This is a genomic window from Streptomyces sp. NPDC051218, assembly GCF_044455475.1.
Taxonomy (GTDB): Bacteria; Actinomycetota; Actinomycetes; order Streptomycetales; family Streptomycetaceae; genus Streptomyces.
Genome location: NZ_JBITEU010000010.1, coordinates 328067 through 341908, shown reverse-complemented (window position 1 = coordinate 341908; position 13842 = coordinate 328067). Strand labels below are relative to the sequence as shown.

Sequence of the window (13842 nt, the reverse complement as noted above, 5' to 3'; positions counted from 1 at the left end):
ATGTGATGGGGGCGCCCGGAACCATGTGGTTCCGGGCGCCCCCATTTTCCGGCGTCGACGCGGAAGGGATGGTGTGTGGTGCGTGCGCTTCGCTCCTGGCGGGAGGAGGACGCCGGCGCCGTGCTCGCGGCCTTCTCCGCCCCGGAGATGTCCCGGCAGTCCGACATGCCGGTCGACTCCCGTGAGAGTGCTCTGCGGTGGATCGCGCTGCGGGAGGTAGAGGAGCGTGCCGGGACCGCGTACGCCTTCGCGGTGGTCGACGAGGACGACATCGCACTGGGCAACGTGGCTGTGGGCGCGGTGAACCAGGTCCACGGAACGGGCTGGGTCTCGTACTGGACGGCACCGTCGGCGCGGGGCCGCGGTGTGGCGACGTACGGCTGTGACGCGCTGGCGCGGTGGGCCTTCCGCGAACTGGGGCTGTTCCGCCTCGAACTGGGCCACCGGGTCAACAACCCGGCGTCCTGCCGGGTGGCCCGGTCCGCCGGCTTCGTGGCGGAAGGCGTGCAGCGCCAGAAGCTCGCGTACGAGGGAGTGCGCCACGACGTGGAACTGCACGCGCGCCTGGCGTCGGACTAGCTGCCGGACGGGGCGTGATCCCCGGCCTTCCCGTAACGGCGGAACGCCACGGTCTCCACCGTCCAGGGGCCGAACGGCACGTCGTCGCCGAAGATGTACGGCTCCTTGCTCCCGTAGCGGCCCGCGCACGGCTCGGAGTGCACTTCGATGGTGCCCGTCCGTGGGTCGACGATCATGTAGTGGTCGATGCCCATCGCGGGGTACTCGGTCAGCTTCTCGCCGTAGTCGTCGTTCGGGTTGGACGGCGAGACGATCTCGATGACGGCAAGCACCTGCGTGGCGTCAACGGCGATGCCTTCTTCGTCCAGCACGGCCTCGGGGATCACGAGGGCGTCGGGGCGGCGCATGCGGCCGATCGAGGGGTGCTCGATCTCCGGGCCGTTGGCACAGATGAAACCGGGGTGGGTGGTGAGGAGCTGCTGGTTCAGCTGCCGACAGATGCGATGGACCGTGCCCTCGCGCCGCTTCGAGGGGCACATCATGGCCAGTATCGGTCCCGAAGGCCCGATCTCCACGTTCCACGTGCCCTCGAGGCGCTCGGCATAGGCGCCGAGCTCCTCGGCGATCGCGCGCATCTTCGCGTACTCCATATATCGAGGGTAGCGAGTGGCGGTGGAGGCATCCGAGGGTTTCCCGGTCCTACTAGCCCCGGAAAGCCTCCATAAAGATGCGTAACGCAGCGCATTGGGGTGTATTTGGGCCTAAGTGTGACTCAGGCCTGAAAGGGAGGCTCTCCATGCGTGGAGCCACGCACGCCAAGTGGGCCGCTTGTGCGGTGACCGTCGCGCTCGCGGCGACCGCCTGTGGCGGAGGCGGGGACAGCGGCGGTGGCGGTGGCGACGGCACCGGGATCGTGGGGTCCTCCTGGGGTGATCCGCAGAATCCGCTGGAGCCTGCGAACACCAATGAGGTGCAGGGCGGCAAGGTGCTCGACATGCTCTTCCGGGGTCTCATGCGGTACGACCCGAAGACCGGCGAGGCCAAGAACATGGTCGCCGAGAAGATCGACACCAAGGACTCGCAGAACTTCACCGTGAAGATCAAGAAAGGGTGGAAGTTCAGCAATGGCGAGGCCGTCACCGCGAAGTCCTTCGTCGACGCCTGGAATTACGGCGCCCACCTGAAGAACAACCAGAAGAACGCCTACTTCTTCGGCTATATCGAGGGGTACGAGGACGTCCACCCGGAGAAGGGGGACGCCAAGGCCGACACACTCTCCGGACTGAAGGTCGTCGACGCCACCACCTTCACCGTCAAGCTCACGCAGAAGTTCTCCACCTGGCCCAAGACCCTCGGCTACCCGGCATTCGCGCCGCTGCCCAAGGCGTTCTACGACGACCACGACGCATGGCTCGCCAAGCCCGTCGGCAACGGCCCCTACACCGTGGACTCGTACGCCAAGGGATCGAAGATGTCCCTGCGGAAATGGGACGGGTACAGCGGTACGGACAAGGCGCAGAACGGCGGTGTGGATCTCAAGGTCTACACCGACAACAACACCGCCTACACGGACCTGATGGCGGGCAATCTCGACCTCGTCGACGACGTTCCCGCCTCGCAGCTCAAGAACGCCAAGAGCGATCTGGGTGACCGCTACATCAACACCCCCGCGGGGATCATCCAGACGCTCGCCTTTCCGTTCTACGACAGCAAGTGGTCGAAGCCCGGGATGGAGAAGGTCCGGCAAGGGCTCTCCATGGCGATCAATCGTGACCAGATCACCGAGACCATCTTCCAGCAGACCCGGACCCCCGCCACCGACTGGACATCCCCGGTGCTCGGCAAGGACGGCGGGTACAAGGAAGGGCTGTGCGGCGACGCGTGCAAGTACGACGCCGACCAGGCCAAGAAGCTGATCTCGGACGGCGGCGGCATCCCCGGCGGCACGCTGAAGATCACGTACAACGCGGACACCGGCTCGCACAAGGAATGGGTCGACGCCGTCTGCAACTCCATCAACAAGGCCCTCGGCAATGACAAGTCCTGCGTAGGAAGCCCGGTCGGCACCTTCGCCGACTTCCGCAGCAAGGCCTCGCAGCAGAAGCTGGACGGCGCCTGGCGCGCGGGCTGGCAGATGGACTACCCGCTCATCCAGAACTTCCTGCAGCCGCTGTACTACACGGACGCCCCGTCGAACGACGGAAAGTGGTCCGACAAGAAATTCGACGACCTCGTCGACAAGGCCAACGCGGAGACCGACACCGCGAAGGCCGTCTCCACCTTCCAGGACGCCGAAAAGGTGCTCGCCGAGCAGATGGCGGTCATTCCGCTCTGGTACCAGAACGGCAGCGCCGGCTACTCGGACAGGGTCTCCGACGTGGCCCTGAACCAGTTCAGCGTCCCGGTCTACAACGAGATCAAGGTCAGCTGAGGCCAGGGAGCGGTCATCCGGCGCCCGTCACCGCGTCGGATGACCGCTCCCGTTACTTCCGGAGCCCTTCATGGGACGTTATGTGATCCGGCGTCTGCTGCAGATGATCCCGGTCTTCTTCGGCGCCACACTGCTGATCTTCCTGATGGTGAACGTGATGGGCGACCCCGTCGCGGGCCTCTGCGGGGACCGAAAGTGCGACCCCGCGACGGCCGCCCAGCTGAAGAAGGAATTCGGCCTCGATAAGCCCGTGTGGCAGCAGTACGCCACCTATATGGGCAATGTCTTCACCGGCGACTTCGGCACCGCTTTCAACGGGCAGAAGGTCACCGAGCTGATGTCGACGGCCTTCCCCCTCACGATCCGCCTGACGCTCGTCGCGATCGTCTTCGAGATCGTCATCGGGATCTCGCTGGGGGTCGTCACCGGGCTGCGGCGCGGGCGCCCCATCGACACCGTCGTCCTGCTCCTGACGCTCGTCGTCATCGCGATCCCCACCTTCGTCACCGGCCTGCTGCTCCAACTGCTGCTCGGCGTCGAATGGGGGGTCATGAAACCCTCCGTCTCCTCGGAGGCGCCGCTGAACGAACTCATCGTGCCGGGGCTCGTGCTCGCCTCGGTCTCGCTGGCCTACGTCACCCGGCTCACCCGGACCTCCATCGCCGAGAACCGCCGTGCCGACTACGTCCGCACGGCCATCGCGAAGGGGCTCCCCAGGCGCCGTGTCATCACCCGGCACCTGCTGCGCAACTCACTCATCCCGGTGGTCACCTTCATCGGCACGGACATCGGCGCGCTGATGGGCGGCGCGATCGTCACCGAGCGGATCTTCAACATCCACGGCGTCGGCTTCCAGCTCTACCAGGGGATCCTCCGCCAGAGCACCCAGACCGTCGTCGGCTTCGTGACCGTCCTCGTCCTGGTCTTCCTGGTGGCCAACCTGATCGTCGACCTCCTGTACGCCGTACTCGACCCGAGGATCCGTTATGCCTGAACCCCGAGAGCCAGACGGAGCCATCGCCCCGACCGGCGCGGGCGGCGCGATGGACCTCGCGGCCACCGAGGGATCGACGCTGGAGAAGACGCCAGGCGGACCCGGCGGCACCGGCCCGTCCGCCCCCGCCCGCAGCCTGTGGTCCGACGCGTGGCACGAGCTGCGCCGCAACCCGATCTTCATCATCTCGGGCCTCATCATCCTCTTCCTCGTCTTCATCTCCCTGTGGCCGTCCGCGATCGCCTCCGGCAACCCGCTCGACTGCGATCTCGCCAACGCCCAGAAGAGCTCCACCGCCGGCCACCCCTTCGGCTTCGACGGCCAGGGCTGCGACGTCTACACGCGGACCGTCTACGGGGCCCGCGCCTCGGTCACCGTCGGCGTCTGCGCCACGCTCGGCGTCGCGATCCTGGGCAGCGTGCTCGGCGGGCTCGCGGGGTTCTTCGGAGGGTTCTGGGACGCGATCCTGTCCCGGATCACCGACGTCTTCTTCGCCATCCCCGTCGTGCTCGGCGGCCTGGTGCTCCTGTCGGTCGTCACCAGCAACACCGTCTGGCCGGTGATCGGCTTCATGGTCCTGCTCGGCTGGCCGCAGCTCTCGCGCATCGCCCGCGGCTCCGTCATCACCGCCAAACAGAACGACTACGTCCAGGCGGCGCGGGCCCTCGGCGCCTCCAACTCGCGGATGCTGCTGCGGCACATCGCGCCGAATGCCATCGCCCCGGTGATCGTCGTCGCCACCATCGCGCTGGGCACGTACATCGCCCTGGAGGCGACCCTCTCGTACCTCGGCGTCGGTCTGAAGCCGCCGACCGTGAGCTGGGGCATCGACATCTCGGCTGCCTCCCAGTACATCCGCAACGCCCCGCACATGCTGCTCTGGCCCGCCGGAGCGCTCGCCATCACCGTGCTCGCGTTCATCATGCTCGGCGACGCGGTGCGCGACGCCCTCGACCCGAAGCTGAGGTAGGCGCCCATGGCAACCGTGGCATCCGACGCGTCCGGCGCGCTCGCCCCGGGGACGACCAAGTTGCTCGAAGTGCGCGATCTGCACGTGGAGTTCAGGACGAGGGACGGCGTGGCCAAGGCCGTCAACGGCGTCGACTACACCGTCAGCGAGGGCGAGACCCTGGCCGTGCTCGGTGAGTCCGGGTCCGGCAAGTCCGTGACCGCGCAGGCCATCATGGGCATCCTCGACATGCCGCCCGGGAAGATCACCGGGGGAGAGATCCTCTTCAAGGGCCAGGACCTCCTGAAGCTCAAGGAGGAGGAGCGGCGCAAGACGCGCGGCGCCGGCATGGCGATGATCTTCCAGGACGCGCTCTCCTCACTGAACCCCGTCGTCAGCGTCGGCCAGCAACTCGGCGAGATGTACGTCGTCCACCGGGGCATGTCCCGCAAGGACGCCAAGGCCAAGGCGGTCGAGCTGATGGACCGGGTGCGCATCCCGGCCGCGAAGGAACGCGTCGGGCAGTATCCGCACCAGTTCAGCGGCGGCATGCGCCAGCGCATCATGATCGCCATGGCGATGGCGCTCGAACCCTCGCTGATCATCGCCGACGAACCGACCACAGCCCTCGACGTGACCGTCCAGGCCCAGGTGATGGACCTCCTCGCCGAGCTCCAGCGCGAGCTGCACATGGGCCTGATCCTCATCACCCACGACCTCGGCGTCGTGGCCGACGTCGCCGACAACATCGCCGTCATGTACGCGGGCCGCATCGTCGAGAAGGCCCCCGTCCACGAGATCTACAAGGCGCCCGCGCACCCGTACACGCGCGGTCTCCTGGAGTCGATCCCCCGGCTCGACCAGAAGGGCCAGGAGCTCTACGCGATCAAGGGCCTGCCCCCCAACCTCATGAACATCCCGCCGGGTTGCGCCTTCAACCCCCGCTGCCCGATGGCCCAGGACATCTGCACGACCGACGAGCCGCCCCTCTACGACGTGACGTACGAGGGCCTGGCCGCCGACCGCCGGAGCGCCTGCCACTTCTGGAAGGAGACGCTCCATGCCTCGTGGTGAGCACGTCAGCAGGAAACAGCTGGAGGACGAGGGCGAGACCTCTCGGCAGCTGATGCACAAGGCGCAGGCGGAGCACGAGTTCGCCGCGCACGGCTCGCCCTCGGGGCATGAGCCGATCCTCCAGGTGCGGGGCCTGGTCAAGCACTATCCGCTCACACAGGGCATCGTCATCAAGAAGCAGATCGGCGCGGTCAAGGCCGTCGACGGCGTCGACTTCGAACTCGGGCGCGGCGAGACGCTCGGCATCGTGGGGGAGTCGGGCTGCGGCAAGTCGACGGTCGCCAAGATGCTGGTGAACCTGGAGCGGCCGACCGCGGGCGAGATCCGCTACAAGGGCGAGGACATCAGCAAGCTGTCCGGGCGCGCGCTGAAGGCCGTGCGCCGCAACATCCAGATGGTCTTCCAGGACCCCTACACCTCGCTGAACCCCCGCATGACGGTCGGCGACATCATCGGGGAGCCGTACGAGATCCATCCCGAGGTCGCGCCCAAGGGCTCGCGGCGGCAGAAGGTGCGGGAGCTGCTCGACGTGGTCGGGCTCAACCCCGAGTACATCAACCGCTATCCGCACCAGTTCTCCGGCGGCCAGCGCCAACGGATCGGGATCGCGCGGGGGTTGGCGCTGCGGCCCGAGATCATGGTGGCGGACGAGCCGGTGTCGGCGCTGGACGTCTCGGTGCAGGCGCAGGTGGTGAACCTCCTGGACCAGCTCCAGAACGACTTCGACTTGTCGTACGTGTTCATCGCCCACGACCTCTCGATCGTGCGGCACATCTCCGACCGGGTCGGCGTGATGTACCTGGGGCGGATCGTCGAGATCGGCTCCGAGGACGAGATCTACGAGCATCCGACGCATCCCTATACGCAGGCGCTGCTCTCGGCGGTGCCGGTGCCGGATCCCGAGGCGCGGGAGCATCGGGAGCGGATCATTCTGGCGGGCGATGTGCCTTCGCCCGCCAATCCGCCCTCGGGGTGCCGTTTTCGCACGCGGTGCTGGAAGGCGCGGGAGCGGTGTGCTCTGGAGGTGCCGGCGCTGGCCGTTCCGGCGGAGTTCCGCGGGGTCTCGGCCCCGCGGCCCACGACTCGGCGTGCCACTTCGCGGAGGAGAAACAGGTGGTCCCGTAGGGGCGGTCCCTGCGGGGCTTTCCCCAATCCCGCCCCTTCCCGAAACCATGGGGCTCCGGCCCCTGGACCCCCGAGATCGCCCTTCGGGCTCTGTCCTCAAACGCCGGACGGGCTGAGATTTCAGCCGTCCGGCGTTTGAGGACGCCCCCGCGCAGCGGGTTTTCGGGAAGGGGCGGGGTTGGGGAAAGAAGCCTGTTCGTGCTTTACACGCGGGCAATCGCGCCGTCGCGCCGGCGATATACGCCCGCGGCAGGCTTACGGACGTACGGCCGTGCGGGTGCCGTAGACCGGCCGGGGGTTGCCATGTCACCCCGGCCGGTCGCCCGCGCTCAGGACAGTCCGAGCGAACGCTTCAAGAAGTCCACCTGGAGCAGCAGCAGATTCTCCGCCACCTGTTCCTGCGGAGTCATGTGCGTGACCCCCGACAGCGGCAGGACCTCATGAGGCCGCCCCGCGGCCAGCAGCGCCGATGAGAGGCGCAGGGCGTGGGCCACCACCACGTTGTCGTCCGCGAGGCCGTGCACGATCATCAGCGGCCGGGACGGGTTCTCCGGGGCCGACAGACCCTCCTCCGTGACGAGGGAGTTCAGGGCGTACGGGGCCGGGTCCTCACCGGGGTTCCCGAGGTACCGCTCCGTGTAGTGCGTGTCGTACAGCTGCCAGTCCGTCACCGGCGCCCCCGCCACCCCCGCGTGGAAGACGTCGGGGCGGCGAAGGACGGCGAGCCCGGCGAGGTAACCGCCGTAGGACCAGCCCCGGATGGCGACCCGGTCCAGGTCGAGGGGGAAGGACGCGGCGAGGCCCTGGAGCGCGTCCACCTGGTCGTCCAGGGTGAGGGTGAAGTCCCGCCGGACCGCCTTCTCCCAGGCGGGGGAGCGGCCCGGAGTGCCCCGGCCGTCCGCGACGATCACCGCGAAGCCCTGGTCGGCGAACCACTGGGACGTGAGGTACGGATTGTGGGCGGCGAGGACCCGCTGGCCGTGCGGGCCGCCGTACGGGTCGAGGAGTACCGGCAGCGGCCCCGACCCCTCCTCGTAGTCCGTGGGGAGCAGGACGGCGCACGGGATCTTGCGTGCGCCCCCTTCGGTCAGAGTCACGCGCGGCGTGAGCCCCGGGCGCCGCGCGTGTGAGGCGACGGTGGCCACCTGCTTGCCGTCGCGCAGTACTTGGACGCGTGAGCCGGGCTGGTCCAGGGTGGCCGACACGAGGACGGTGAGGCCGCCGGAGCGCACCGCCGAGTGCACCCCGGGTTCGGTGGAGACGCGCTCGACGCCCAGTTCGTTGACCCGGTAGACGTGTACCTCGCCGGTCTCCGGGACGGCTGCAGCCGCGCCCGCCGATGCCGAGATCAACACGTCGTCGTCCGCCACGTCGAGCACCGCGCGGATGTGCAACTGCGGCCCTGTCAGCGGGCGTTCACCTACAGCGAGGACCCGCGCGCCGCCCTCGTCGACGATCCGCACCAGGCGTCCGCTGGGGGACCAGGAGGGAGCCCCGGGGAAGAGCTCGAGCCACTGCGGGTCCTCCTCCGCGTGCACCATGCGGGTCGAGCCGTCGTCCGGGTCCACCGCCAGATAGAGCTGGCTGAGCTGGTCCCTGGACTGGACGAGGAGCAGCGGCGCACCGGCCGACGACCAGTGCACCCGCGCCAGGTAGGGGTAGCGGGCCCGGTCCCACATCACCTCGGTGCGCGCGCCGTCCAGGGTCACGACGAAGAGGCGTACGTCCGCGTTGGCCGTGCCCGCCGCCGGGTACGCGACCCGCGCCGGCTCCGTCTCCGGGTGCGCGGGGTCGGCGATCCACCAGCGCCGCACCGGGGCGTCGTCGGCGCGAGCGACAAGGAGCCGGTCCGACTCCGGCGACCACCAGAAGCCGCGCGAACGCTGCATCTCCTCGGCCGCGATGAACTCCGCGAGGCCGTACGTGACGGTCTCCTTCTCGACGGAGTCCGGCTCCGGCGCCACCAGGGCACGGTCGCCTTCCCCCTCGGCGCCCGTCACCCGCAGGGCGCCCCCGGCGACGTACGCGATGTGGCGGCCGTCGGGGGAGGGGCGCGGGTCGATCACCGGTGTCGGGGTGGGCAGTTCGCGTGCCGTGCCCACGCGCAGCTCCGCCGCGAAGAGCCGTCCGGAGAGGGCGAAGGCGGCGAGCTCCACCGCCGCGTCCGTCGCGTAGCCCACGATGCCCGCGCCGCCCTCGCGGCTGCGCTCACGCCGGGCCCGCTCCTCGGCGGAGAGCCGCTCGACGGCGCCCTTCAACAGGGCCTGGGGGTCGGCCGCGACACGTTCCACCGCACCGTCCGCCAGGTCCAGGACCCAGAGTTGGTTCGCCCGGTCGGTGCCGGACGACGAGCGCAGGAAGGTGACGCGGGACCCGTCGGGCGCCACCGTGAACGCGCGGGGCGCACCGAGAGTGAAGCGTTGCGTGCGGGCGTGCAGGCGAGGGAAGGAGAGCCGCTGCGCGTGACTCTCGGCGGGCCCGGTGGTTCCGGGCGTCTCGGTGGTCATCCTCCGAGCCTATGGGGCATGCGCCCCCTTGTGCTGCCGTGCTCCGAGTCATGCGGACCCACGGATAGTTATGATCCGTAGCGCTTAGTGGGTATGAACCTGCTGGCGTCCGCACTGGTGCAGGGTCCTGGACTTGGAGGTGAGCCGCCGTGGCACTCTCGATTTCGGCGGTGGTGCTACTGGCGATCATTGTCTTCTTGCTGGTCAAGAAGTCAGGATTGAAGACCGGCCACATGATCGTCTGTGTGCTCCTCGGCTTCTATCTGGCGAGTTCCTCCATCGCCCCGACGATCAACGAACTGACGACGAACGTGGCGGGGATGATCGGCGACATCAAGTTCTGATCTCCGCCCGGGGTGCTCGTAGGGTGGCCCCATGACGGAACTGCCCGCCCGGCGTCTGCTGCTCGTGCACGCGCACCCCGACGACGAGTCGATCAACAATGGCGCGACGATGGCCAAGTACGCGGCCGACGGCGCCCATGTCACGTTGGTCACCTGCACGCTGGGCGAGGAGGGTGAGGTCATTCCGCCCGAACTCGCCCATCTCGCACCCGACCGCGAGGACGCGCTCGGCCCGCAGCGCATCGGCGAGCTGGCCGCCGCGATGAAGGAGCTCGGCGTCGCCGACCACCGCTTCCTCGGCGGCACCGGACGCTACCGCGACTCCGGGATGATGGGCATCGAGCAGAACCACCGCGCGGGCGCCTTCTGGTCCGCCGATCTCGATGCCGCCGCCGCGCACCTCGTCGAGGTCATCCGCGAGGTGCGGCCCCAGGTGCTCGTGACGTACGACCCGGACGGCGGGTACGGCCACCCCGACCACATCCAGGCCCACCGGGTCGCGATGCGCGCCGCGGACCTCGCGGCCGAGAGCGCCTTCCGCGGGGACCTCGGTGAACCGCACACCATCGACAAGATCTACTGGAACCGCGCGCCGCGCTCCGTCGTCGAAGAGCGGTTCCGGTGGATGGAAGGTGCCCTGCGGCACTCCCCGTTCACGACCCCCGGCGTGCCCGCGGACGTCCCCGGTGTGACGGACGACGAACGGATCACGACGGAGATCGACGGGACGGCCTTCGCGGGGACGAAGGCGGCGGCGATGCGCGCGCACGCCACGCAGATCGAGGTGCAGGGTCCGCTCTTCGTCCTGTCGAACGGGCTCGCGCAGCCGATCTTCGATGTGGAGTACTACGAGTTGGTGCGAGGAAAGGCCGGTGCGGTGGACGGCGAGCGTGAGACGGATCTGTTCGCGGGGCTCGAAGACGTGGGGCGCGAGGGCTCGGCAGGACACGCGGGCTCGGGGCGCGAAGGGGTGACGGCGCTGTGAGTACTCGTTCGCGTGCCGCGTCGTCATCGTCGTCATCGTCGGCTTCCGGCGCGTCGTCCGCCGCACCTCCGCCGGGCGGCAGCGCCCTCGCCCAACCGCCCAACCTCGGCCGTTTCGCCGCCTATGGGGGCCTCTTCCTCCTCGGTCTGGTCATCGGCACGGCCGGTGCGCTCGTCCAAGGGGCCTGGTTCCCGGGCTGGTTCCCGGGCGGGTTGCTGCTCGCGCTCCTCGGGGCCGCCGGGCTCTTCTACGGGGGAGCGCGTGCCGTCGGTACCAGAGCGGGGGCGGTGGCGCCTGCGGCGGGCTGGTTCGTCTCCGTCATGCTGCTCATGGCCAGTCGGCCCGAGGGGGACTTCCTGTTCGGCGCGGGATTCGGCTCGTACGCCTTCCTGTTCGGCGGGACGGCGGTCGCTGTGATGTGTGCCACCCTCGGCCGGTGGTCGCAACCAGGCGGGCCCGCCGCCCGACTTGGCAAGTGACGTACCACTTCAGCCCGTGTACCGCACGGGTTTGACGGCGGTCACAGGATGAGTGCCGACGGCGGCCAGTATGGTGGTGCGCGCCGCCGAGCCTCCCCCAGCCTCCGGCCGGGGGAATTCCCCTCCGCGCGGGGAGCACGGGCGGCGGAGCCAACCGGGAGAACCTGCCTTGAGTCGTGAAACTGACAGTTCGTCCTCCGGGCCCCAGGGGCGCGGTGGAGCCGCTTACCCCTCGGGGACGCCGCCGTACGGCTCCCCCGCGCAGGGTGCCGCGTCGGACGGCGCCGTGGAGGGCGCGCAGCGGCAGGCCGCCGACGAGCGGCCCGATGAGCCGAAGACCGAGACCACGCTGACCACGCGTATCCGGATCAACATCCCCGGGTCGCGCCCCATCCCACCGGTCGTGATGCGCACGCCCGTCGGGGACAGTGACGCCGGTGCGTCACGCCCGCTGAACGGCGGCCCCGCGGCCGAAGGGCCCGACTCCGGGGACGGCGCCGGGCGTCCGGGGGCCGCGAACGGCGCGGGTGGTCCCGGCGCTGCCGGGGCGCCCGCCGCGGGCTCCGCGCCCGCGGGGCCTTCCGCCGCCGGGGCGTCGTCGCCTTCCGCTCCGGCCGAGGAGAAGACGAGCGACTGGTTCGCGCCGCGCAAGAGCAGTGCGAGCACCGGCGGAACAGGGGCCGGAAGCAACGGCTCCGGCAACGGCTCAGGTACGGGCTCCTTCGACGTGTCCGGCGCCGTGGCGGCGGGCCCGCTCGGTACGGGTGCGCCGCAGGGCGGCGACCCGCAGCGCGGGGACCTGCCGTACTTCTCCGGTGGTGGCGAGGGTGACGGCGGCCGTGGTCCGTCGGGGCCCACCAGCGGGCCGATGACCGGCGAAGGGCCGCTGACGCCGAGGCCGGTCGATCCGTCCAACCCGGCGAACCAGGCCAACCCGGCAGGCCGGGCGAACCCGTTGACCCCGCCGGGGCACGGAGGTTCGGGCGACATCGGCAACCCTGCCGGCCCGGGTAACCCCGGCAATCAGGGCAACCCGGGTAATCGCCCCAACGCGGGCAATCCCGGCAATCGCCCCAACCCGGCGAATCCTGCCGCCCGTTCGGGTGCGGGTGCGGGTGCTGGTGCTAGTGCTGGCGTAGGTGCCGGTGCAGGTGCCCCCGCCATGGGTGACGACACCGCCATCCTCACGCCGCAGAAGGCGGGCCCCCTCCAGGGCCCCGGCGGCCCCCGGCCCCCCGCTTCCGGCGGCCCGGTCCCCGGCGGCCCCGGCTCCATCCCGGGTGGTCCGAGCGCGCCCTCCCCGGGGAGCAACGTCTCCGGCGACACCCTGACCAGCGGCATCCCCGTGGTGCCGCCCGCGCAGAACTCTCCTTTCGCCACGGGCCCGCAGGGTGAAGGACCCGTGCCGCACACCCCGCCGAAGCTGCCCGAGCCGGTGCAGCCGAACGTGCCCGTCGCCGCGGCCCCGGCCAAGAAGAAGGGGCGCAACAAGCTCGTTCTGGTGGCCGTCGCGGTGGTCGTCGTGGCCTGCGGTGCTTACGGCGCCGGTCTGTTGATGAACCACGCCGACGTACCGAAGGGCACCACCGTGCTCGGCGTCGACATCGGCGGCGGCACGCGCGACGAAGCCGTCAAGAAGCTCGACGCGGCGATCGGCGAGGACGTCGCCAAGCCCCTGAAGCTGTCGGTCGACGGCGAGACGGTCACGCTCAAGCCGGACCAGGCGGGTCTGACCCTGGACAGCCAGGCCACCGTCCGCGAGGCCGCGGGCAGCGACTACAACCCCGTATCGGTGATCGGATCGCTCTTCGGCAGCGCGCGCGTGGCCGAGCCGGTGATGCCGGTGGACGAGGAGAAGCTGGCGGCCGCCCTGGAGCGCGCCGCGGGCGGCTCGGGCTCCGCCAAGGAGGGCACGGTCAAGTTCGTGCCCGGCAAGGCCGTCCCCGTGTACGGCAAGGCGGGCAACGGCATCGACGTCGCCGCGTCCACGAAGGCCGTCTCGGAGGCGTACAAGAAGCAGGTCGAGACCGGCAGCGCCGGCACCGTCGAGGTGCCCGTCACGACCCGCAAGCCGACCGTCCCGGACGCCGAGGTCGACAAGTTCATGACGCGCTTCGCGAAGCCCGCCATGTCGGCCAACGTCACGATCAAGGCGGGCAACGCCTCGATCCCGTTCGGCCCGGCGAAGTCCCTGCCGAAGGTGCTCCAGACGAAGGTGCTGAAGAACGGCACGCTCCAGGTGCACTACGACACCGTCGAGCTCAAGAAGCTCTACGGCAACGTCTTCGACGGCATCCTGATCCAGCGCGGCAACGGCGACAAGACGCCGGTCCAGCCGACGGACGTGGCCGCCGCGATGAACAAGGCGCTGATCGGCAGGACGCCGGCGGAGCGGGTCGGTGTGATCGAGACGAACGCGAGCTGATCCCCGTACG

General features: G+C 69.7%; 11 protein-coding genes and 1 pseudogene. 10 read left to right on the top strand and 2 right to left on the bottom strand.

Going from position 1 to position 13842, the window contains the following annotated elements; all coding sequences use genetic code 11:
- Positions 1 to 75: 75 nt before the first annotated feature.
- A complete protein-coding gene (locus ACIBCK_RS29580) occupies positions 76 to 579 on the top strand; it encodes a GNAT family N-acetyltransferase (protein WP_399395117.1) in 504 nt (167 codons plus the stop codon).
- On the opposite strand, the gene ACIBCK_RS29575 is transcribed toward ACIBCK_RS29580, so the two are convergent.
- A complete protein-coding gene (locus ACIBCK_RS29575; protein ID WP_399395115.1) occupies positions 576 to 1169 on the bottom strand; it encodes a Uma2 family endonuclease in 594 nt (197 codons plus the stop codon). The genes ACIBCK_RS29580 and ACIBCK_RS29575 overlap by 4 nt on opposite strands.
- Before the next feature lie 146 nt (positions 1170 to 1315).
- Here ACIBCK_RS29575 and ACIBCK_RS29570 point away from each other — a divergent pair, with 146 nt between their 5' ends.
- From ACIBCK_RS29570 to ACIBCK_RS29550, 5 genes and pseudogenes are all read left to right on the top strand, one after another.
- The gene (locus ACIBCK_RS29570; protein ID WP_399395113.1) at positions 1316 to 2950 is read left to right on the top strand and encodes an ABC transporter substrate-binding protein; all 1635 of its coding nucleotides are present in this window, start codon (positions 1316 to 1318) and stop codon (positions 2948 to 2950) included.
- A gap of 70 nt (positions 2951 to 3020) precedes the next feature.
- On the top strand, positions 3021 to 3944 hold the full coding sequence (locus ACIBCK_RS29565; protein WP_399395111.1) for an ABC transporter permease: 924 nt from the start codon (positions 3021 to 3023) through the stop codon (positions 3942 to 3944).
- Complete coding sequence (locus tag ACIBCK_RS29560) at positions 3937 to 4914, top strand: ABC transporter permease (protein WP_399395109.1); 978 nt, start codon at positions 3937 to 3939, stop codon at positions 4912 to 4914. The genes ACIBCK_RS29565 and ACIBCK_RS29560 overlap by 8 nt, the downstream gene beginning before the upstream one ends.
- 6 nt (positions 4915 to 4920) lie before the next feature.
- A complete protein-coding gene (locus tag ACIBCK_RS29555) occupies positions 4921 to 5967 on the top strand; it encodes an ABC transporter ATP-binding protein (protein ID WP_399395107.1) in 1047 nt (348 codons plus the stop codon).
- Positions 5968 to 6019: 52 nt separating this feature from the next.
- Positions 6020 to 7092 (top strand): annotated as a pseudogene (locus ACIBCK_RS29550) (ABC transporter ATP-binding protein).
- Between the two features lie 329 nt (positions 7093 to 7421).
- Here ACIBCK_RS29550 and ACIBCK_RS29545 read toward each other — a convergent pair.
- On the bottom strand, positions 7422 to 9599 hold the full coding sequence (locus tag ACIBCK_RS29545) for a prolyl oligopeptidase family serine peptidase (protein ID WP_399395105.1): 2178 nt from the start codon (positions 9597 to 9599) through the stop codon (positions 7422 to 7424).
- Positions 9600 to 9748: 149 nt separating this feature from the next.
- Here ACIBCK_RS29545 and ACIBCK_RS29540 point away from each other — a divergent pair, with 149 nt between their 5' ends.
- The 4 genes from ACIBCK_RS29540 (at position 9749) to ACIBCK_RS29525 (ending at position 13832) form a co-directional block, all read left to right on the top strand.
- Entirely contained in the window at positions 9749 to 9943 is a 195-nt protein-coding gene (locus tag ACIBCK_RS29540) for a hypothetical protein (protein ID WP_160507048.1), read from the top strand.
- A 31-nt stretch (positions 9944 to 9974) separates the two neighbouring features.
- Positions 9975 to 10928, top strand: a complete 954-nt coding sequence (mshB, locus tag ACIBCK_RS29535; RefSeq protein ID WP_399395103.1) for an N-acetyl-1-D-myo-inositol-2-amino-2-deoxy-alpha-D-glucopyranoside deacetylase — start codon at positions 9975 to 9977, stop codon at positions 10926 to 10928.
- The gene (locus ACIBCK_RS29530) at positions 10925 to 11407 is read left to right on the top strand and encodes a DUF6113 family protein (protein ID WP_399395101.1); all 483 of its coding nucleotides are present in this window, start codon (positions 10925 to 10927) and stop codon (positions 11405 to 11407) included. Before mshB ends, ACIBCK_RS29530 begins: the two co-directional genes overlap by 4 nt.
- A 169-nt stretch (positions 11408 to 11576) precedes the next feature.
- A complete protein-coding gene (locus tag ACIBCK_RS29525) occupies positions 11577 to 13832 on the top strand; it encodes a hypothetical protein (protein WP_399395099.1) in 2256 nt (751 codons plus the stop codon).
- Positions 13833 to 13842 lie beyond the last annotated feature (10 nt).